General features: G+C 40.4%; 19 protein-coding genes. 16 read left to right on the top strand and 3 right to left on the bottom strand.

Features of this window, described 5'->3' with window-relative positions:
* The first annotated feature begins 6 nt into the window (after positions 1–6).
* The 11 genes from ilvB (at position 7) to BM097_RS04095 (ending at position 13464) form a co-directional block, all read left to right on the top strand.
* A complete protein-coding gene (gene ilvB / locus BM097_RS04145) occupies positions 7–1698 on the top strand; it encodes a biosynthetic-type acetolactate synthase large subunit (protein ID WP_090546179.1) in 1692 nt (563 codons plus the stop codon).
* A 5-nt stretch (positions 1699–1703) separates the two neighbouring features.
* Positions 1704–2213: an acetolactate synthase small subunit gene (gene ilvN, locus BM097_RS04140; protein ID WP_090546176.1), complete on the top strand. Its 510-nt coding sequence runs from the start codon at positions 1704–1706 to the stop codon at positions 2211–2213.
* Positions 2214–2223: 10 nt separating this feature from the next.
* A complete protein-coding gene (locus BM097_RS04135) occupies positions 2224–3447 on the top strand; it encodes a cell wall hydrolase (RefSeq protein ID WP_090546175.1) in 1224 nt (407 codons plus the stop codon).
* Between the two features lie 29 nt (positions 3448–3476).
* Positions 3477–4193, top strand: coding sequence for a purine-nucleoside phosphorylase (deoD, locus tag BM097_RS04130; RefSeq protein WP_028242744.1), 717 nt, complete (start codon positions 3477–3479; stop codon positions 4191–4193).
* A gap of 459 nt (positions 4194–4652) precedes the next feature.
* Positions 4653–5855: an acetyl-CoA C-acetyltransferase gene (locus tag BM097_RS04125; protein ID WP_090546173.1), complete on the top strand. Its 1203-nt coding sequence runs from the start codon at positions 4653–4655 to the stop codon at positions 5853–5855.
* Between the two features lie 238 nt (positions 5856–6093).
* The gene (locus tag BM097_RS04120) at positions 6094–6966 is read left to right on the top strand and encodes a 3-hydroxyacyl-CoA dehydrogenase family protein (protein WP_090546171.1); all 873 of its coding nucleotides are present in this window, start codon (positions 6094–6096) and stop codon (positions 6964–6966) included.
* A gap of 192 nt (positions 6967–7158) precedes the next feature.
* Complete coding sequence (locus BM097_RS04115; protein WP_090546169.1) at positions 7159–8328, top strand: acyl-CoA dehydrogenase; 1170 nt, start codon at positions 7159–7161, stop codon at positions 8326–8328.
* A gap of 33 nt (positions 8329–8361) precedes the next feature.
* On the top strand, positions 8362–9144 hold the full coding sequence (locus BM097_RS04110) for an electron transfer flavoprotein subunit beta/FixA family protein (RefSeq protein ID WP_090546168.1): 783 nt from the start codon (positions 8362–8364) through the stop codon (positions 9142–9144).
* 18 nt (positions 9145–9162) lie between these two features.
* Positions 9163–10206 carry an electron transfer flavoprotein subunit alpha/FixB family protein gene (locus tag BM097_RS04105; RefSeq protein WP_090546166.1) on the top strand — a complete coding sequence of 348 codons (1044 nt, stop codon included), beginning with the start codon at positions 9163–9165 and terminating at the stop codon, positions 10204–10206.
* Positions 10207–10324: 118 nt separating this feature from the next.
* On the top strand, positions 10325–11686 hold the full coding sequence (locus BM097_RS04100) for an MATE family efflux transporter (RefSeq protein ID WP_090546164.1): 1362 nt from the start codon (positions 10325–10327) through the stop codon (positions 11684–11686).
* Between the two features lie 23 nt (positions 11687–11709).
* Positions 11710–13464, top strand: a complete 1755-nt coding sequence (locus BM097_RS04095) for a glycoside hydrolase family 2 protein (RefSeq protein ID WP_090546162.1) — start codon at positions 11710–11712, stop codon at positions 13462–13464.
* Here BM097_RS04095 and BM097_RS04090 read toward each other — a convergent pair.
* Both BM097_RS04090 and BM097_RS04085 read right to left on the bottom strand, forming a co-directional pair.
* Complete coding sequence (locus tag BM097_RS04090; protein WP_090546160.1) at positions 13418–13885, bottom strand: threonine/serine exporter family protein; 468 nt, start codon at positions 13883–13885, stop codon at positions 13418–13420. The two genes, BM097_RS04095 and BM097_RS04090, sit on opposite strands and share 47 nt — an antisense overlap.
* Positions 13885–14655 (bottom strand): threonine/serine exporter family protein, encoded by a 771-nt coding sequence (locus BM097_RS04085; protein ID WP_090546158.1) that lies wholly within the window; start codon positions 14653–14655, stop codon positions 13885–13887. The genes BM097_RS04090 and BM097_RS04085 overlap by 1 nt, the downstream gene beginning before the upstream one ends.
* Before the next feature lie 406 nt (positions 14656–15061).
* Between BM097_RS04085 and BM097_RS04080 the strand changes: the two genes are divergently transcribed.
* The 3 genes from BM097_RS04080 to BM097_RS04070 all read left to right on the top strand — a co-directional run bounded on the left by BM097_RS04080 (position 15062) and on the right by BM097_RS04070 (position 17491).
* On the top strand, positions 15062–15922 hold the full coding sequence (locus BM097_RS04080; RefSeq protein ID WP_090546156.1) for an Mrp/NBP35 family ATP-binding protein: 861 nt from the start codon (positions 15062–15064) through the stop codon (positions 15920–15922).
* Between the two features lie 196 nt (positions 15923–16118).
* Positions 16119–16643, top strand: a complete 525-nt coding sequence (locus tag BM097_RS04075; RefSeq protein ID WP_090546154.1) for a peptidylprolyl isomerase — start codon at positions 16119–16121, stop codon at positions 16641–16643.
* 311 nt (positions 16644–16954) lie between these two features.
* On the top strand, positions 16955–17491 hold the full coding sequence (locus tag BM097_RS04070; protein ID WP_177197363.1) for a hypothetical protein: 537 nt from the start codon (positions 16955–16957) through the stop codon (positions 17489–17491).
* Here BM097_RS04070 and BM097_RS04065 read toward each other — a convergent pair.
* Complete coding sequence (locus BM097_RS04065) at positions 17454–18728, bottom strand: HlyC/CorC family transporter (RefSeq protein ID WP_090546150.1); 1275 nt, start codon at positions 18726–18728, stop codon at positions 17454–17456. The two genes, BM097_RS04070 and BM097_RS04065, sit on opposite strands and share 38 nt — an antisense overlap.
* 127 nt (positions 18729–18855) lie before the next feature.
* Between BM097_RS04065 and BM097_RS04060 the strand changes: the two genes are divergently transcribed.
* Both BM097_RS04060 and BM097_RS04055 read left to right on the top strand, forming a co-directional pair.
* The gene (locus BM097_RS04060) at positions 18856–19809 is read left to right on the top strand and encodes a tetratricopeptide repeat protein (protein WP_090546148.1); all 954 of its coding nucleotides are present in this window, start codon (positions 18856–18858) and stop codon (positions 19807–19809) included.
* 274 nt (positions 19810–20083) lie between these two features.
* Positions 20084–22471, top strand: a complete 2388-nt coding sequence (locus tag BM097_RS04055) for a ribonucleoside triphosphate reductase (protein ID WP_090546145.1) — start codon at positions 20084–20086, stop codon at positions 22469–22471.
* The last annotated feature ends 86 nt before the right edge of the window (positions 22472–22557 follow it).

The raw sequence follows: 22557 nt of genomic DNA, 5'->3' as shown, positions 1-22557 counted from the left end.
TGAAAAATGGCACTTAATATTACTGGAAGAAAGTTGTTCGTAAAAGCACTGAAGGAAGAGGGTGTTGATACAATATTTGCTTACCCAGGTGGTATGATTACAGATATTGTTGATGAGCTTTACAAGACAGAGGGAATCAATGTTGTTTTAGGACGTCATGAACAGGCTCTTGTTCATGAGGCGGAGGGCTATGCTAGGGCTACAGGTAAGACAGCGGTTGTGCTTGTCACATCAGGCCCAGGTGCTACAAATACCATTACGGGTATTGCGGATGCCTATTACGACAGTATTCCTATGGTGATTTTTACAGGACAGGTGCCACTTCATCTTATAGGTAACGATGCATTCCAGGAGGTTGATATCGTTGGAATGACTCGTTCTATTACAAAATACGGTATTACTGTTAGAAACCGTGAAGATATGGGCAAAATCATTAAGATGGGATTTCAAATTGCATCGACAGGAAAGCCAGGTCCGGTTCTTATAGATATACCGAAGGATATTCAGACTATTCCAGGAAGTCCAGAGTATCCTGAGCATGTTGATATCAGAGGATATCATCCAAATGAAACAGTTCATATTGGTCAGCTAAAGAAGGCTTATCGCTTGCTGAAGACCGCAAAAAAGCCACTGTTACTTGCAGGCGGCGGTGTGCGAATAGCGGGGGCACAGGAAAAGCTGCTTGAATTTGCTGAAAAAATGAACATACCAGTTACTACTACTGTAATGGCTAAGGGCGTTATGCCAGAGGAACATCCACTTTTCATTGGAAATTGTGGAATGCATGGCAGATATGCCGCCAACAAGGCTGTAACAGAGTGCGATGTTTTGTTTTCTATAGGCACTAGATTCAACGATAGAATCACAGGTGAATTAGATGAATTTGCACCTAATGCCAAGATAGTTCACGTGGATATTGCATCAGCCTCTATTTCCAGAAATGTATCTGTAGATGTTCCGGTTACTGCAGATGCCAAAATTGCCTTGGAGCGATTAGTAGAATATGCAGAAAAAATTGAATGTAAGGAATGGCTCACAGAGATAAAGGCATGGGAGGCAGAGTATCCATTATCAATGCCTAAATCTAAAATCGGCGTTTGCCCTCAGGAGGTATGCAACGCAATTAATGAGATTTTCCCAGATGCTAACATCGTTACAGATGTAGGTCAGCATCAGATGTGGGCTTCTCAGTTTATAAAGCTTAATAAGGGGCAGGAGTTTATCACTTCAGGTGGACTTGGAACTATGGGCTTTGGATTCCCAGCAGCTATCGGTGCATCTATAGGTAATCCAGCCAAGCCGGTAGTGCTTGTAACAGGTGACGGTGGCTTTCAGATGAATATGCAGGAGATGGCCACTGCAATGTCTAACAAGCATCAAATAATTATATGTATATTTAACAATTCTAATTTAGGCATGGTACGTCAGATGCAGCAGCTTTTCTATGGAAAGCGATACGAGATAACAGATCTTACCAGCTCTGATGGAAACTATTATCCTGATTTTATGGCATGGGCTAGTAGCTATAGCTGTAAAGGAATTAGAGTTACAAAGGATGAGGATATTGAGGCAGCTCTTAAGACTGCCAGGGAGAATACAAAAGGGCCTACAGTCTTAGAGTTTATAGTTTCGCCAGACGATTTAGTACTTCCTATGGTAAAAAGTGGAACACCACTTAGCGACATGATACTGAGGTAGATGATATGAAAAATAGATGGATAGCTTTATATGTTGAAAATCAGGTCGGTGTTTTGGCAAAGGTTTCAGGCTTGTTCTCTGCAAAATCTTACAATCTGCAGACCTTAACAGTAGGCACTACAGAAAGAGATGATGTATCTCGTATGACAATTTCTGTCATGGCTGATGATGCAACCTTCGAACAGATTAAAAAGCAGCTAAATGCCATGGTGGAGGTAATAAAGGTTATCGATTTAACTTGCATGCCAATCCACATGAAGGAGATACTTTATGCAAAGGTTAATGGCCTTAAGGTGGAGGATAAGACCGAGGCTTTCCATATCGCCCAGGTGTTTAATCAGGGTGGAAATGTTAAAATAGTAGATATAGGTGATGATTCTGTTTTATTTGAATGCACCCTGACAGAAAGGAAAAATAATGAGCTTATAGCTCTTTTAAAATCTAGATTTAAGAAAATAGAAGTTACTAGAGGTGGCGCAGTTGCGGTGGAATCTATAAGTAGCTCATGCCGATAGGGAGAAGGTAATGAAAAGATTCAAAGGATGCCTTGCCATTCTTTTAATTGGGGCACTATGTTTTTGTACATCATCTGCTCAGGCATCTCAGTCTGAAGTGGATAGATTAAAGGAAGAAACAGAAAAGGCCTCTAACGCTGTAAATGAATTGAATGGCAAAAAGCAACAGGTCGAAGGTGCTAAACAGCAATTGGAGGGACAGGCCGACAGTCTTTCGGGGCAGATTAATAATCTTAATAAACAGATATCCAATGTCACAGGAGAAATCTCCCAGACAGAGGATGATATAGCTGCAGTGGAAGCAGATATTGATATTCTGACTGAACAGCTAAATGAAGTAGAGGCTTCGCTGGATGCTCAAAAGGAGAGCATGAAGCTTCGCATACAATATATGTATGAAAACAAAACTACAAATACGCTTGTTAATTTCCTGGAGAGTGGTTCCATGTCGGAATTTTTACAAAGACTGGAATACATGTCACAGATTACTGATTATGATCAAAAGGCCATAGAAAAATTCGAGGCAACTCAAAAGGAAATAGAAGATACAAAAAGTGCAATAGAAGAAAAAGGGCAGCAGCTCAGTGCTTATCAGGATAATTTAGAGTCAAAGAAATCTGAATTAGGAGTTTTGGTGGGCGATACCTCAGCTGCGTTAAACATTACTAATTCTCAAATAGCAGATACAAAGGCTGCCATCGAAGAATTGGAAAAGCAAATAGATGATGCAAAGGCTTATGAAAAGCGAATTCAAAAGCAATATCAGGATGCTCAGGTGGCATTGGCTCAAAAGCTTGCAGGTGAGCATGGTGGATATACTGGTGGCTACAGTACATCAGATGAAGAAACTCTGATATTGGCAGCTTTGATTCAGGCAGAGGCAGCAAATCAGGGAGATGCAGGAAGACTTGCGGTAGGCTCTGTTGTAATGAACAGAGTAGCCAGCTCAAAATTCCCTAACACTGTTTCAGGTGTGGTATATGCATCAGGACAGTTTGCACCAGTAACATCAGGGCGAGTGGCCCTTATCCTGGCGGAAGGCCCAAATAGTGCCTGCCAATACGCAGCAGCCCAGGCTATAGCAGGAAATACAAATACAGATGCATTATTCTTTTGCACATATAGTTATGCTCAGGCACTACATGATTCGCAGGTAGAAGCTGGGCAAGCAGGTTTTTTAGATAGAACTTCGGGCACAACTATTAATGCCCATTATTTCTATAATTACAATTAAGGTAAATAGTTAATAAGGAGGAAATTATTATGGCAACACCACACAACGAGGCGAAGAAGGGTGATTTCGCAAAGACAGTTCTTATGCCAGGCGACCCATTACGTGCTAAATTCGTAGCAGAAAATTTCTTGGAGGATGTAAAGTGTGTAAACACTGTACGTAACTGCCTCGGCTTTACAGGAACCTACAAGGGAGTACCTGTATCAGTAATGGCAAGTGGAATGGGTATGCCTTCAATTGGTATCTACTCTTACGAGCTTTATGCATTCTATGATGTAGAAAACATCATCCGTATCGGTTCAGCAGGAAGCTACACAGACAAGCTTAACGTTCTTGATGTAGTTATTTCTGAAAGTGCATATTCTGATTCAACATTCGCTAAGTACACAAACGGATGTGAGGATAAGACGCTTTACCCTAGCAAGAAGATTAACGATATTGCTATCGCAAAGGCTAAGGAGCTTGGTATCAACGCAAAGGTTGCAAAGGTACATTCAGCTGACCAGTTCTATACAGCACCAGAAATGGGCGGATGGCAGGCAGTTAAAGAGCGCTGCGGTTGTGATTGCGTAGAGATGGAAAGCTTCGCACTTTTCAACAACGCAAACATGCTTGGAAAGAATGCTACATGTATGCTTACAATCTCTGATTCATTTGTTACATCTGAGGAAATCCCAGCTGAGGATCGTCAGAAGTCATTTACAGAGATGATGAAGCTTGCTCTTGAGACAGCAATTGCATTATAAAATTTAAGGTTTTAAGGGACTTGACCAATGTGGTCAGGTCCTTTTTTAATTAGAAAAAGCAGTATCTGTTACAAGATGGGAATTGCGAATTTTATGCAAATTGTCACCTAAAAAGACACAATTGGGAAACTGTCCTGAGAATGTTTGGTTTCCCATATAACGAAAAATCAAGGTTTTTTGATAATTTTTTAACGAGCGGAGTGTGAGAATTGCATAAATAGATGGAAAGTATTCAGATAATTAATAATAAATAATAATGCTGACAAAAATCTTAATTGAATTTTTATTATGCTTGTGCTAGAATTTACCCATCGGCGACATTGAGAGGTCTTTTTTTTTGAGGTTGTTCGTTAAAAAATTAACAGATTTGCTTTTAGGAATTTGTTAAATATGACGAAACCCCATTTTAAGACTCCAGTGTTGAAAAAAAGTATTTCTAGAAAAAGGAGAAAGAAAAACATGGGAAAAAAAGTAGTTATTGCTAGCGCATGTAGAACAGCCATTGGAACAATGGGCGGATCACTTAGCAACACTCCAGCAGCTGACTTAGGTGCAATCGTAATCAAGGAAGCAGTTAAGAGAGCTGGAATCAAGCCAGAGGACGTAGAGCACGTATATATGGGATGCGTTATCCAGGCAGGTTTAGGACAGAACGTTGCTCGTCAGGCAGCTATCAAGGCTGGTCTTCCAAACGAGACAACAGCAGTTACAACAAACGTTGTTTGTGGTTCTGGTCTTAACTGTGTTAACCAGGCTGCACAGATGATCATCGCTGGTGACGCTGATGTAGTAGTAGCAGGTGGTATGGAAAACATGTCTCTTGCACCATTTGCTCTTCCAAACGGACGTTATGGTTACAGAATGACTTGGCCATCAAACAGCCAGGGCGCTTTAGTAGATACAATGGTTAAGGATGCTCTTTGGGATGCATACAATGACTACCACATGATTAAGACAGCTGATAACGTAGCTGAGCAGTGGAAGCTTACAAGAGAAGAGCTTGATGAGTTCGCAGTTAACTCTCAGAACAAGGCTTGCAAGGCTATCGAAGCTGGCGCATTCAAGGATGAAATCGTTCCTGTAGAAATCAAGAAGAAGAAAGAAACAATCGTATTCGATACAGATGAAGGCCCAAGACCTGGTACAACAATTGAAGGTCTTGCTAAGCTTAAGGCTCTTTATCCAGACGGAGTTGTTACAGCTGGTAATGCTTCTGGTATCAACGATGGTGCTGCAGCACTTGTTGTTATGTCAGAGGAGAAGGCTAAGGAACTTGGTGTTAAGCCACTCGTTACATTTGTAGCAGGTGCACTTGGCGGATGTGCTCCAGAAATCATGGGCGTTGGTCCAGTTCCAGCAACAAAGAAGGCTCTTGCTAAGGCTGGTCTTACAATCGAGGATCTCGATGTTTACGAAGCAAACGAAGCATTCGCTGCTCAGTCAGTAGCAGTTGGTAAGGAGCTTGGCTTCGACCTTAACAAGCTCAATCCAAACGGTGGTGCAATCGCTCTTGGTCACCCAGTTGGAGCTTCAGGTGCTCGTATCCTTGTAACACTTATTTACGATATGCTTCACAACCCAGAGTACAAGAAGGGTCTTGCTACTCTTTGCATCGGTGGCGGTATGGGTTGCGCTACAATCGTAGAAAAGTATGAAGGCTAATCGTTCGTTGAGACGATAAGCATACGTTTTAGTTTATTTATTATTAGACTAAGTAAAAAATATAAGTGAGAGAAAACTTCACAGAGTCGGCAGGCGCGAGCAAGGGGGCACCATGGTAGCACCAGAGGGGCACCCACGCCGGCGGGGAGTTTCTGGTGCTGCCAATGGGGGTTGCCTTGCGGGAGCATGGAAACATAGGATAGTTTTCTCGGACTAAAAATATTAGGAGGAACTAAAAATGAAAGTAGGCGTAATTGGCGCTGGTACTATGGGCCAGGGTATTGCAAAGGCTTTTGCAATGGTTGATGGTTATGAAGTAGCTCTCTGCGATATCAAGCAGGAATGGGCTGAAGGCGGAAAGGACAAGATTGCTAAGGGATATGCAAGACTTGTTGAAAAAGGCAAAATGGATCAGGCTACTGTAGATGGCATCCTTGCTAAGATTACTCCAGGTCTTAAGGAAGATCTTTGTGCAGATTGCGACCTCATCGTTGAGGCAGCTTTCGAGAACATGGAAGTAAAGAAGACTACATTTGCTGAGCTTGATAAGATTGCAAAGGCTGACTGCATCTTCGCTTCAAACACATCATCTCTTTCAATCACAGAGATTGGTAACGGACTTACACGTCCAATGATTGGTATGCACTTCTTCAACCCAGCTGACAGAATGAAGCTTGTTGAAGTTATCGCAGGTGTTAACACACCAGTTGAGACTGTAGAGAAGATTAAGAAGATTTCTGAGGAAATCGGAAAGACTCCTGTACAGGTTAACGAGGCTGCTGGTTTCGTAGTAAACCGTATCCTTATCCCAATGATTAACGAAGCTGCTTTCATCAAGATGGAAGGTGTTTCAGATATCGCTGGTATCGACGCTGCTATGAAGCTTGGTGCTAACCATCCAATGGGACCACTTGAGCTTGGTGATTTCATCGGTCTTGATATTTGCCTTGCAATCATGGACGTTCTTTACAACGAAACAGGCGACAGCAAGTATCGTGCTTGCCCACTTCTTCGTAAGATGGTTCGTGGTGGTAACCTTGGTGTTAAGTCTGGTAAGGGATTCTACGTATACAACGCAGACCGTACAAAGACAGCAGTAGATGCTCAGTAAATCGTAAATAAGCCATATAAGGCTTTATGTAAATTATAAGTCACATTGTTCTCAACCTTGGCAAGCGCGAGCAGGAGGGCCCCATACCGAGCGAGGAGCTACTGCGCCGGAGTGAAAGTATGGGAGATGGCCTGCGGGAGCATGTAAACATAGAGTGCAATGTGACATCAATAAATTAAGGAGATTCAGATCATGGATTTTACATTAGATAAAAAGCATGAGATGGCTAGACAGTTATTCAGAGATTTCGCTCAGAATGAAGTTAAGCCAGTTGCTCAGGAAATTGATGAGACAGAAGTTTTCCCACGTGAAAACGTTGAGAAGATGATGAAGTATGGCTTCATGGGTATTCCAGTACCAAAGGAGTACGGCGGACAGGGATGTGATGTCCTTACATACATCATGTGCGTAGAGGAGCTTTCAAAGGTTTGCGGTACTACAGGTGTTATCGTTTCAGCACATACATCACTTTGCTGCGATCCTATTCTTACATATGGTACAGAAGAGCAGAAACAGAAGTACTTAGTTCCGCTTGCAAGTGGTAAGAAGCTTGGTGCATTCGCTCTTACAGAGCCAGGTGCTGGTACAGACGCTCAGGGCGCTCAGACAAAGGCTGTAGAAGATGGAGATTCTTGGGTACTTAACGGTTCTAAGTGCTTCATCACAAATGGTAAGGAAGCAGACATCTACATCGTTATCGCAGTTACAGATATCGTTGAAGATGCTAAGGGACGTAAGTCTAAGAAGTTCTCTGCATTCATCGTAGAGAAGGATACTCCTGGATTTACATTCGGTACAAAGGAGAAGAAGATGGGTATCCGTGCTTCTTCAACATACGAGCTTATCTTCCAGGATTGCCGTATTCCAAAGGAAAACCTTCTTGGACAGAGAGGAAAGGGCTTTGGTATCGCTATGCACACACTTGATGGTGGACGTATTGGTATCGCTGCTCAGGCACTTGGTATTGGTGAAGGTTCTATCGACGCGACAATCGATTTCGTAAAGGAAAGAAAGCAGTTTGGTCGTCCAATCGCTGCATTCCAGAACACATCATTCCAGCTTGCTGATATGAAGGCTCGCATGGATGCTGCTAAGTACTTAGTTTACAATGCTGCATGCACAAAGGATAAGTACATGGAAGATCATAGAACAAGCTACTCTGTAGAAGCTGCTGAAGCTAAGCTTTTCGCTGCTGAAGCTGCTATGGCTGTAACAACTAAGGCTGTTCAGCTCCACGGTGGTTATGGTTACACAAGAGAGTACGATGTAGAGCGTATGATGCGCGATGCAAAGATTACAGAAATCTATGAGGGAACATCTGAGGTTCAGAGAATGGTTATCTCTGGCTCAATGCTCAAATAATTTGATTAGTAGCATATAAAGGAGATTAAATACATGAATATCGTAGTATGTATTAAACAGGTTCCTGATACAAAGGGCGGCGTTAAGTTTAACCCAGATGGAACTCTTGATAGAGCAAGCATGCTTGCTATTATGAACCCTGATGACAAGGCAGGTCTTGAGGCTGCTCTTCGTCTTAAGGATGAGACAGGTGCAAAGGTTACAGTTGTAACAATGGGTCTTCCAAAGGCTGATGATATGCTTCGTGAAGCTCTTGCTATGGGCGCAGATGAGGCAGTTCTTATTACAGATAGACGTCTTGGTGGTGCTGATACTTGGGCAACATCTTCAACAATCGCTGCAGGCCTTAAGAAGCTTGATTATGACCTTATCATCACAGGTCGTCAGGCTATCGATGGTGATACAGCACAGGTTGGTCCACAGATCGCTGAGCACCTTGGTCTTCCAGTTATCTCATACGCTGAGAAGATTCAGGTTGAAGGAAACAACGTTATCGTACAGCGTCAGTACGAAGATAGATATCACGAGATTAAGGCTCAGATGCCTTGTCTTGTAACAGCTCTTGCAGAGCTTAACGAGCCACGTTATATGACTCCAGGCGGAATTTTCGATGCTTTCGATAAGGAAGTAACAGTTTGGGGTAGAGATGATCTTACAGATCTTGATGATGCAAACATCGGTCTTAATGGTTCACCAACTAAGATTGCTAAGGCATCTGATAAGGTACGTAAGGGAGCAGGCGAGAAGGTTGCTCTTGACCCTAAGGAGTCAGTTGAATATATTGTTGGCAAGCTTAAAGAAAAGCATGTAATTTAATAAGAGGAGGCAAACATAATGTCATTAGAAGAATACAAGGGCGTAGCTATATTCGCTCAGCAGGTTGATAATAAACTTAGCTCAATTGCCTTCGAACTTATCGGTAAGGCACATGAGCTTGCAGCAGATTTAGGAACAGAGGTAACAGCAGTAGTACTTGGTTCTGGTATCGCTAACCTTGCAGATGAGCTTGGTGAGTACGGTGCAGACAAGGTAGTTGTTATCGATAACAAGGAGCTTGAGGTATATCGTACAGAGCCTTACGCTCAGGCACTTGCTGCTTACATTAATGAATACAAGCCAGAGATTATGCTCGTTGGTGCAACAGCTATCGGTCGTGATCTTGGTCCTACAGTTTCAGCTAGAGTTGCAACAGGTCTTACAGCTGACTGTACATCACTTGAGATTGGTGATTTCCCACTTGTAGCTAGAGAAGGACAGGAGCAGAAGCACAACCAGCTTCTTATGACTCGTCCAGCATTCGGTGGAAACACAATCGCTACAATCGCATGCCCAGACAACCGTCCACAGATGGCTACAGTTCGTCCAGGTGTTATGCAAAAGCTTGAGAAGGTTGCTGGCCGCAAGGCAGAAGTTATCAACTACAACCCAGAAATCAAGCCTAACAACAGATTCGTTGAGATTCTTAACGTTGTAAAGAACGTTGCTACAACAGTAGATATCATGGATGCAAAGATTCTTGTATCTGGTGGTCGTGGAGTTGGTTCTCCAGAGAACTTCAAGCTTCTTGATGACCTCGCAGAGGTACTTGGTGGTACAGTATCTTGCTCACGTGCAGTTGTAGATGCTGGCTGGAAGCCAAAGGATCTTCAGGTAGGTCAGACAGGTAAGACTGTTCGTCCTAACGTATATTTCGCAATCGGTATCTCTGGTGCTATCCAGCATACAGCAGGTATGGAAGAGTCTGATATCATCATCGCTATCAACAAGGATGAGACAGCTCCTATCTTTGATGTAGCTGACTACGGTATTGTTGGAGATCTTAACAAGATCCTTCCAGCTCTTACAGAGGCTCTTAAGGCAGAGTTAGCTGCTAAATAATTCAAGGACTACATTTAATCTTATAAGATTAGATTTTTCCTATAATTTCTTTCTTTAATTTTATTAAAGGCGAGTCTTCGGACTCGCCTTTAAGTGTATAAAGTGGTAAAATCAACGTATGAATAAAGCAAAAATAGATATGATTCATGGCCCACTCCTGGGCAAATTAATACTATTTACACTTCCGATTATAGCTTCAGGTGTGTTGCAGCTTTTATTTAACGCAGCTGATGTTATTGTGGTGGGACGATTCGCAGGGGAAGCATCTCTTGCAGCTGTAGGTTCTACCAATTCCCTTATAAATCTCATGACAAATTTGTTCATAGGTATGTCTGTGGGTGCCAATGTGTGTGCAGCTCAGTTTTATGGTGCAGGTTTGCACAAGGATGTAAAGAAAACTGTGCATACAAGCGTGGCTTTTTCAGTGATCTGTGGATTTCTTCTTATATTTATAGGTTTATTTTTAGCAAGACCTATATTGGAGATTATGGGGTCACCAGAGGATGTTATAGGTTTGGCAGTCTTGTATGTACGTATTTACTTTTTGGCAATGCCAGCTATTATGCTATACAACTTTCTTGCGGCCATTCTTAGAGCAGCAGGAGATACCACACATCCCTTGATATTCCTTACTGTAGCAGGTGTAGTTAATGTTGTTTTGAATTTATTTTTGGTTATTGGATTCAAGCTTGGTGTTGCAGGTGTTGCTATTGCTACTGTTACCTCCAATTATATTTCCTGTGGAATGCTTTTAGTATTCTTTACAAAGCAGGAGGATGCGCTTAGGCTTGAGTTAAGTAAGGTGAAAATTGATAGAAAAATATTAAATCGTATTATAAGAATTGGTCTCCCTGCCGGAATTCAGGGAACTGTATTCTCTTTATCAAATGTAGTTATTCAGTCTGCTATCAATTCCTTTGGTACAGCAGTAATTGCAGGCTCATCTGCAGCATCAAGCATAGAGGGCTTTGTTTATGTATCCATGAATTCTGTATCCCAGACCTGCGTAACATTTGTAGGCCAGAATTATGGTGCAGGAGATGAAAAGAGAGTTAGACGAGTAATATTTGAATGTCTTGGAATTGTAACAGTAGTAGGACTTGTGTTGGGAAATTTAGCGTATTTCTTCTCGGCACCACTTCTTGGCATATACACAGACAGTGCGGATGCTGTAGCAGCAGGTACTTTGCGTTTATTCTGGGTATGTTGTCCATATTTCCTTTGTGGAATAATGGATTCATTGACAGGAGGTTTACGTGGCCTTGGAAAATCCACAATACCAATGGTTTTCTCCTTGTTAGGAGCCTGTGCCACAAGACTTATCTGGATTGCCACCTACTTCCAGATTAATCATACACAAAACGTATTATTTTTCTCGTACCCAGGAAGTTGGCTACTCACCTTAACAGCCCACACTATCTGCCTAATAATCGTATATCGCAGCTGGGTACAACGTAAATCGTCTGAAGTACGTATATAAGAAATACTTAGGAGGGGACAAAAATGTATTGGAAGGAAATGCTAGGAGCGATTGCTAAGCCTGATAAGAATGCTAAAACCTATGAGCTTAGCACAGACTTTAAATATGAGGGACTGCAGGAATACCCCCGCCCTCAACTGCAGCGTAAATCTTATATCAATCTAAACGGTAAGTGGGATTATCGTATCATTAGTGGCAAGGGCCAGGTGGTATCCTCTGGCTTAATTGAAGTGCCATTTTCTCCAGAGACCGTCCTTTCAGGCACCGACAGGCACATACTTATGCCTGAAGAAATCCTTGAGTATACCAAGCATTTTACAATCGATAAGGTAAAGAAAACCAAGAATCTGCTACTACATTTTGGTGCAGTGGATCAGGTGGCCTTTGTATCCTTGAACGGAATTAATTTGGGCTTTCATGAGGGAGGCTATACCTCATTTACCTTTGATATTTCAGATTATGTGGTAGAAGGTGAAAATGAATTAAAGGTAAAGGTAAGAGATTATACAGATAGAATAGGCTATGCCAGAGGTAAGCAGTCTTTGGAGCCAAGCGGAATGTGGTACACTGCGCAAAGCGGAATCTGGCAGACCGTATGGATGGAATGGGTTCCAAAGGTATATGTTACAAATCTGTTGGCTCTGCCAGATATCGAACATAATAAATTAAATCTAGAATTAAAGGTATCCGAATTAAAGGGGCAGGTAACAATTCAATCATCTAATCAGGATTTAATTAAAGATTATAAGGTCGAAAGTATAAAGGGTGACAAAATCCATGTAGTTGTTAACCTTAATGATTACAAGCTGTGGAGCCCAGAGGAACCTAATCTATATTTCCTAAACATAGAATACGGTAAGGATAGCTTTTCTACCTATTTTGCTATGCGTTCCTTTGGTGTTGCTAAGGATGAAGAAGGAATTCCTAGACTCACCTTGAATAATAAGCCTTATTTTATGAACGGCGTTTTGGATCAGGGCTATTATCCCGAAAGCTTAATGACACCGCCTTCAGATGCAGCCATGATTTATGACATCGAAACCATCAAGAGCATGGGCTTTAATATGATTAGAAAGCATTGCAAAATCGAGCCTATGAGATGGTATTTCCACTGCGATAGAATCGGCATGATTGTATGGCAGGATATAGTAAATGGTGGCACCAAGTACGATATGAACATGATTTGCAATATCCCTACAGTAGTAAGGCCTTTTGGTAATTCTAGGGATAAAAACAGACTGTTCCTTAGATTTACAGGCAGAAATACTGATAAATCAAAGGAAGTATGGTTTGGAGAATGTGCAGAGACTATTAAACAGCTGAAGAATGTACCATGCATAGGTCAGTGGTGCCTATTTAATGAAGGCTGGGGTCAGTTTGATGCCAAATCCTGCTTGGAGTATGCTAAAAAATTTGATGAATCCCGTCCTTTCGATGCTGCCAGCGGCTGGTTCCATGAGGACTGTGGCGATGTATTTTCCGAGCATGTCTATTTTGAAGATTTAAAGGTTAAAAGAACGGAAAAACCTTATGTGATATCAGAATTTGGTGGTTTTTCTCTTAAGGTGGGAAATCATATAAAAAGAGATGCTGTATATGGCTATAAGAAATATGAGCATGCCAAGGATATGCAGGATGCCTATGAAGAAATTATGAAAAAAATAAAGTCCCTACAAGCTGAGGGACTTAGTGGAGCAGTTTATACGCAGGCTACCGATATAGAAGATGAGCTTAATGGTTTGATGACTTATGATAGGAAGGTGCAAAAACTGTATTAAACCAGCTTTGAGGGAAGGCCATTCCTAGAATGATTCCCATTACGATGGCACCTGCTGTTTTAAGTGTGGATAAGCCATAGGTAGTAAAGGTTTCTATATTATTAGTAATTAAATAATAAGAAGTGTAATAAATTCCGGCACCAGGTACAAGTGGGAATATTCCTGCGATAATGTAGATGGTGACGGGATTTTTGCGTTTAGCAGCAAGTATTCTTGAAAAGGTAGTTAAGACAAAGGAACCAACAACATTTCCAAGAGTAGGGGCGGATAAAGCTGCTGATATAGCTATATAAAAAATCCAGCCTATAGCTCCTGATAAGCCGCAATGAATCAGCTCTGATTTTGGTGCGCTAAAAACAATGGCAAAGCAAAGTGTTGCTATCATGGCAACAATAAATTGAATTATGTAATTAATAATCATTATACGATTATTCCTCCAATCTGAACTATTGAAATGACAATACCTATTCCAACGGCAATACAGAATGCAGTTAATAATGCATCAATAACTCGTATAGAACCAGATAAATAATCACCATTAATGAAATCCCTAATTCCATTAGTAATAGGAATTCCAGGGACAAGTGGCATGATACTTCCTATTATAATTTTGTCAAAATGAACAGGAAGCCCACTGACATAGAAAACCATTGCAACGATGGCAATAACCATACTTCCCAGCACATTTGTAATTGTTTTGGAGTGTGTGGATCTGGATTCAAAGTCTAAAAATAACTTAAGTACGGCTCCAACAACTATGGCGCATAATGCATCTAAGATTGAGCCGCCAAACATATAGGAAAAGCCGCCACAACCAATGCCTGTGGCTATTGTAAGTACTGGCAGGCTATAGGATGGAATCTTTTTACATTCTTCTAATTCCTTCCAGGCATCCTCTAGGGCTATTTCCTTGGCACAAACCCTACGGCAAAGGGAATTAAGTGCAGCTATTCTAGATAAGTGCATAGGGTACATTGGCACATGCCTGATCATAGAGCTGGCATGCTCTGTGACTTCATCTGCACTGGCAAAAATTCCGTTACTCAATACATACACATCACAGTCTGTTATATCGAATGCGTTTAGTATTGCAAGAACGCTGTCCTCCACTCTATATACTTCAGCTCCATTTCGAAGCAAGATGTCTCCTAATTCAACTGCGAATGATAAGACCTTTTTTGTATCGTTCATAGTTATCCTCTTACATAAAATTACTTCTATATGATTATCTATTATAACCCAAAGTTTTTCAATGAGAATAGGAAGTTATTTACAATTGTGGATAACTTTTGGGGAAAACTATGTTCGTTGAAATATGTCTCACTTTAATAGAATTGGCTCCAAATTGCTAAACAAAAGCCTTTGCGAGAGTTGGAATTGTGGAAAAAATTGGGGATAAAGTGGTAAATAGAAGTTATCCTCAACTAAAAAATCAGAATTGTGGAAAATGTTGATAACTCGACCCTCTTGTTGAATGTAACGTCAACATGACACAGGGGCTACATTTCACCAACAATGTATCAATAATTAAACCCGAAACCACTAAGTATTGTGATATAATATGAGCTAAGTGCGTAAAGTAAATAGGAGGTTTAACATGGCAGATACAGAAACATGCGCTTCAGCAAGCTCATGTAGCAGAGGCTCTTGTGAAGGTTGCCCTTCAGCAGAGGCAGCTAAAAAGGGTGTTAGAAACACAGCATTCCTTGAGGAGCCAAATAAAAACTCACATATAAAACATGTAATCGGAGTAGTATCCGGAAAGGGTGGCGTTGGTAAGTCACTTGTTACATCATCTCTTGCAGGTGTTATGGCGCGTGCAGGTTATTCAGTTGGTGTATTAGATGCAGATATTACAGGCCCATCTATACCAAAGATGTTTGGTGTTCACGGACCAGCAACAGGAAATGACGATGGTACATTCCCAGAGGTAGCAGAAGATGGCACAAAAATCATGTCCATCAATTTACTTCTTGATGACGAGGAAGCACCGGTTGTATGGCGTGGACCAGTTATCGCTGGCGTTGTAAAGCAGTTCTGGACAGATATCCAGTGGGGCGATGTAGATTATCTATTTGTAGACATGCCTCCAGGAACAGGTGATGTTCCTCTTACCTGCTTCCAGTCTCTTCCAGTAGACGGAATCGTTATTGTTACAAGCCCACAGGAGCTTGTTCAGATGATAGTTAAAAAGGCATACAATATGGCGGATATGATGCACATTCCAGTTCTTGGTCTTGTGGAAAACTATTCATATATCGAATGCCCAGATTGTGGAAAGAAAATCGAAATCTTCGGCGAGAGCCACGTTGATGAAGTAGCAGCTTCTCTCAACATACCAGTACTTGGCAAAATGCCAATGAACAGAACTTTCGCAACAGCAGCAGATGCAGGTCGCATCTACGACGTAGAAAATACCTACCTTGCTGGTGCAAAAGACGTACTCGAGTCACTATAAACATTAATTAAATCCTTAATTAATAATGCAACTATAAATTTTATATGAGGATGGCATACTATGGTAAAGGTAGGTTGTAATTAGCAAGCTATAATATTTCTTAAGCGAAGCATTCTAAGCTGAGCGTAGAAATATTATGCTTGTTAATGTAACAACCGAGCCACAACTTATAAGCCATCCGGATTAGGAGATTAAAATGGCACAGAATCCAATAGTTACAATTGAGATGGAAAACGGCGATATCATGAAGGCAGAGCTTTATCCTGAAATCGCTCCAAACACAGTAAACAATTTCATCAGCCTCATTAACCACAATTTCTACGATGGAGTAATTTTCCACCGTGTTATCAATGGTTTCATGCTTCAGGGTGGCGATCCAGACGGAACTGGTATGGGTGGCCCAGGTTATTCAATCAAGGGTGAGTTCACTAGCAACGGCTTCAAGAACACTTTAAAGCATGAGCCAGGTGTCCTTTCAATGGCTCGTACAATGCTTCCAAATTCAGCAGGAAGCCAGTTCTTCATCATGCACAAGACTAGCCCACATCTTGATGGAGATTATGCAGCCTTTGGTAAGGTAATCGAAGGTATGGATGTTGTAAACAAGATTGCTGAAACAGCTACAGATTGGTCAGACAGACCAGTTGAAGAGCAGAAGATGAAGAAGGTTACTGTTGAAACATTTGGTGTTGAGTATCCAGAACCTGAGGTTACAGCTTAGAATCAAAATTGAGTTTATTGCATATAAGACTTATATGTGATATCATAACGGCACGCTTTTGCGTGTCGTTTTTTTTATATATATATTTATGCAAATTCAATATGGATAGAAATCTAATATTTCATTGTTTTATTCTATGGGCCATTGTAGAGGTGGCTTCTTTGTTGCACACTTTAGTTAGTGCTTCAATCATGCATTCACAGTTACAAATCAAACAATTATATTGTAGACGCCTTTTATTTTTGTTGGAAAAGGATACAAAGTCGGAAGAGCTTTTACAAAGCTTATATTTTAGTATCAATAATAGGAAATTGCAGAAAATAATATTAAGCGCTATGAAGGAAGGAAACAGGGCAGGTCAGCTGGATTATATTGAAAAAAAGCTACCTTGTCAGGCAATAACAATACTTCACCAAAATATCTTAAGCCCTGTGGCCTCCGCAAAAAATCTGGAAAGCACTATAAATAAACAGCTAAAGCTGATGAAGCTATCCGTTAAAACCATGGAAAAGACCTTGCTAAAAAATAAAGTGAGACTATTAATAGAAAAAACAATTTTCATGGTAGGAAATCTGGCTATGTATACCTACCTGAAAAATGAATACAGCTTTAGCATATTTATTATTGTAAATAGCATTGGGGTAATCTGGTTTATAGCAATGGATTATGAGAGCATTGCGGCAGTGTTTAAATTACAGGAAAGAAATTTAGAAGAGCTGCAGGTAAGACGAAAAAAGACCCTGGCTCCAGCAAATACAGTAAAGAAATTCTTTACAGCCTTTGCCAGCCTGGGCCTAATAATTAATATTTCTATGATTGCTGTGCAGTATCTCCTGCAGGCAATTTAATGCGAAGCTTTGTGATACGCTTTTTCTCGACAGAAAGCACTCTTATTATGGCGCCATTTTCAGAAACATAGGTTTCTCCGGCATTTGGAAAGTGATCAAAGGCACCAACAATATAGCCGCCAATGGTGTCATAATCTTCGCTGGTAAATCCAAGAGGGATAATATCGCACAGGTCTTCAAGGTTCATAGAACCAAGGACCTGATATTCTCGCTCGCTTAATTTAATGATAGGGTCTTCTTCGTCCTCGTCATATTCATCACGAATCTCACCTACGATTTCCTCAAGTAAGTCTTCCATTGTAATCATACCTGATAAATCACCGTATTCATCTAATACGATAGAAACGGTAGCGGATTCTTCACGCATTTCATCAAACAAATCAGAAACATTTTTCATTTCAAAGGTATAATAAACATCTCTGATGTAGTTTTTAACATTGAAATCCTGGGAAGGAAAGACACCAAGGAAATCCTTCATATTTACAATACCGATAATATTTTCAGTATCAGGCTCACATACAGGAATTCTGGTGTACATATCTTCCTTGAAGACTGCAATCAAATCCTCGTAGCTTATGTCAGCGTCCACCATTGTCATATCTATTCTAGGAATCATAACTTCCTTGGCACAGGCATCAGAAAAATCAAATACCTTGTGAATCATGGTGCGCTCGTCACCTTCAATGGCACCGCTTTCATGGCTTACATCTACCATGGTACGAATTTCTTCCTCAGTAATAGTTTCATCCTTGAAATCCGGATCAATACCAAATAGCTTGATAATAATTCCCGATAAAAAATTTACTATTGTAATCACTGGAGTAAGTAGCCACATCAGAAAGCCAATTACAGGAGCGAATAAAAGACTGAGGCTTGTAGAATTAAGTGTGGCAATCGACTTAGGTGTTATCTCACCAAAAATCAATATTAATAAAGTAAGTATGCCTGTAGCAATACCTGCACCCACACTTCCAAATATATCAATGGCAAGGGTAGTAGCAAGTGAAGACGCAGAAAGATTTACAACATTATTTCCTATTAATATTGCTGATAGCATTTTTTTAGGACGGCTGGCAACATTTAATGCACGTAAGGCTTTTTTGTTTCCATCGTCTACCATAGTTTTTAGCTTGATTTTGTTAACCGTAGTTAGAGCGGTTTCAGCTGACGAAAAAAATGCTGAAAGAGCAAGAAGTAAAATAAGAACTATAAATCTAATTAACAGGTGTGTGTCCAATTATTTTTTCTCCTTTGTGCTAATATGTCTAATAAATATTAACTATATAATATCATGTTACCATTCACAGTCAATAATATTAGATTATCCCTACACAAAGAACTGTATCTTTGTTAAAATATTTTTTATGAGAAAAAAGATTATATTATTACTACTAACAATATCAATGACCACAGCTTTAGTAGGCTGCGGCAAATACAATCAGACAGAAATAGATCTTAGAGACCAGGGAATTGAAGCATTAGATTCAGGGGACTATGATAATGCTATTGATTTATTCAATAAGGCACTTGGAAAGTCTATCGGAAAGGTTACCGATTTAGAGATTGATATAAATTATTATAAAGCGGCAGCGCAGTTTAAGGGCGGACATTTTAAGGACGCAGAAAAGACTTACACTTATCTTATTAAATATGACAAAAAAAATTACGAAGCCTATTTTTTAAGAGGAAGTATATATGCCAATGAAGGAGAGGTTGGCGAAGCCATAACTGATTATGATGCTGCAGTTGCAATCGATGAAAAAAATTACCTTCTATATATACAGATATATGAAAACCTTAATTCACTTGGATATACAGACCAGGGCTTAGTCTATTTGAATGATGCCTTAAAGGTTTCCGACAAATCGGCCAATGGCAAATACTATAAAGGCAGAATCTATTACATGCTTGGACAGACAGCTGATGCCACTGAAAATCTTGAGGCGGCCATTGATAAGGATGTAATTGAAGCAAAGCTATACTTAGCCAAGATTTATCAGGACGCTGGAGATTTTGATAAGGCGCAGAAGCTTTTGGAAGAGTACGCATCCTCAGATGAAGTAACAAGCGATGCCATGGCTGCTTTAGGTGACATTGAAATGACAAATGGTAATTATGAAAGCGCTTTAAGCTATTATCAGGCAGGGTTGACTCTTGATTCAATTGATAATATGCCAGCACTTATGAAGGGGCAGGTAGCTGCTTTGGAAAAGCTGGATAGATACTCCGAAGCGAAAGACATCTTGACACAATATCTTGATAGCTACCCAGATGATGAAGTTGCATCTAAGGAGCTAGTTTTCCTACAAACTCGATAATTTGGTAATAATGGGCATACCATATATGGTGTGTCCATTTTGTGTGTAAATACCAAATATTGTGTGTGTTGAAACATAATTCCACCTAGAAATTTATCAAATTGAAAACGTTATTTTAGGTAATTATGACGAAAAGCACTATATCTAGTTTTTATCCATTGAATGCCTTACTATATTTTGATAACATATAAACAAGTCGAGTATCTTAGATGTATGGGGAGTCCTTTTGACACACTTCTTAAGGATACTAGAGAAAGGAAATTGGTGAGTAGAATTGTTTGATGTTGTAAAAAGAGATGGACAAATCGCAGAATTTAATTTAGGGAAAATCAACGATGCGATAGCTAAGGCTTTTGAAGCTACTGGCAAAGCTTATAACGATGATATTATTGGTTTATTATCGCTTAGAGTCTCAGCAGATTTTCAGTCAAAAATTAAAGAAGGCAAAATCTCAGTTGAGGATATTCAGGATTCAGTTGAGAATGTCTTGGAGCAAACTGGCTATACAGATGTAGCAAAGGCATACATTTTATATAGAAAACAGCGCGAAAAAATGCGTAACATGAAGTCTACAGTTCTTGATTACAAGAATGTTGTGGATAGCTATGTTAAGGTAGAGGATTGGAGAGTTAAGGAAAATTCTACAGTTACATATTCTGTAGGTGGACTTATTCTTTCAAATTCTGGTGCAATCACTGCCAACTATTGGCTTTCAGAGATTTATGATGAGGAAATTGCAAATGCACACCGCAATGCTGATATCCATATTCATGATCTTTCTATGCTTACAGGTTACTGTGCAGGTTGGTCACTTAAGCAGCTCATTCAGGAGGGCTTAGGTGGAATCACAGGTAAGATTACATCTGCTCCAGCAAAGCATTTGTCAGTACTTTGCAATCAGATGGTAAACTTCCTTGGTATCATGCAAAATGAATGGGCTGGCGCTCAGGCCTTCTCATCATTTGATACATATCTTGCACCATTTGTTAAGACAGATAATCTTTCATACGAAGAGGTTAAAAAGTGCCTTGAGGCATTTATATATGGTGTAAACACACCTTCTCGTTGGGGTACACAGGCACCATTCTCAAATATTACTTTGGATTGGACAGTACCTAACGACCTTGCAGAGCTTCCAGCTATCGTTGGTGGCAAGGAGCAGGACTTCAAATACAAGGACTGCAAGAAGGAAATGGATATGGTCAATAAGGCATTCCTTGAGATTATGATCGAGGGTGATGCTAATGGCCGTGGTTTCCAGTATCCAATTCCAACATATTCAATCACACGTGATTTTGATTGGTCAGATACAGAAAACAATAGATTATTATTTGAAATGACATCTAAATATGGTACTCCATATTTTAGTAACTATATTAATTCAGACATGGAGCCAAGCGACGTTCGTTCTATGTGCTGCCGTCTTCGTCTTGACCTTAGAGAGCTTCGTAAGAAGTCAGGTGGTTTCTTTGGCTCAGGTGAGAGTACAGGCTCAGTTGGTGTAGTTACCATCAATCTTCCTCGTATTGCATACCAGGCAAAGGATGAGGCAGATTTCTATGCTAGATTAGACAAGCTTATGGATATCAGCGCACGTTCTCTTAAGATTAAGCGTGGCGTTATTACAAAGCTTCTTGATGAGGGATTATATCCTTATACAAAGAGATATTTAGGAACCTTTAACAACCACTTTTCTACAATCGGTCTTATCGGTATGAACGAGGTAGGTCTTAATGCTAATTGGCTTCGCGCAGATATGACAGATAAGAGAGTTCAGCAGTTTGCAAAGGATGTTCTTAACCACATGCGTGAGCGTCTTTCTGATTATCAGGAGATGTACGGTGACCTTTATAACCTTGAGGCTACACCAGCAGAATCTACTACTTATCGTTTTGCAAAGCATGATAGAGAGCAGTTCCCAGATATCATTACAGCTGGTAAGGAAGGTGATACACCATTCTATACAAACAGCTCACACATGCCAGTAGAATACACATCAGATATTTTTGATGCCCTTGAGGTTCAGGATGAGCTTCAGACACTTTATACATCTGGTACAGTATTCCATGCGTTCCTTGGTGAGAAGCTTCCTACTTGGGAGTCAGCAGCAAATCTTGTTAGAAAGATTGCAGAAAACTACAAGCTTCCATACTACACACTTTCTCCAACATACTCAGTATGTAAGGAGCATGGCTATATTGCAGGTGAGCATTTTACATGTCCTCATTGCGGAAAGCCAGCAGAGGTTTACAGCCGAATCACTGGTTACTATCGTCCAGTACAGAACTGGAACGAAGGAAAGACTCAGGAGTTCAAGAATCGTAAGCTCTACGATATTGCTGGTAGCGTTTGCCGTCGTGCTGGCGAGCAGTACAAGGAGCGAGTTGAAAAGGAGATGCCAGAGGTGAATCTTGAAATTGTTTCTGAGGAGCCAGCTACTGGTGTGAAGTATCTTTTCACTACAAAGACATGTCCTAACTGCGCTAGAGCAAAGGAAATATTAGAGGATGAGGATTATATCCTTGTTGATGCTGAGGAGCAGGTAGATATGACAAAGAAGTATGGCGTCATGCAGGCACCTACACTTGTTGTTGTAAATGGTGATGATGTTAAGCGCTATGCTAACGCAAGTAACATTCAGAAGTATGTTGATGAAAATTAAAAATGCTTTCAAAGGTGCTTTGGAGAAATCCAAAGCACTTTTTTTGTGCCAGGTTCTATAAAAAATGACACTTGAATAAAAAACAC

The organism is Pseudobutyrivibrio sp. OR37 (assembly GCF_900113655.1).
Classification (GTDB): domain Bacteria; phylum Bacillota; class Clostridia; order Lachnospirales; family Lachnospiraceae; genus Pseudobutyrivibrio.
Note: the sequence above shows the minus strand (reverse complement) of the source record. Positions and strands in the feature narration are given on the sequence as shown.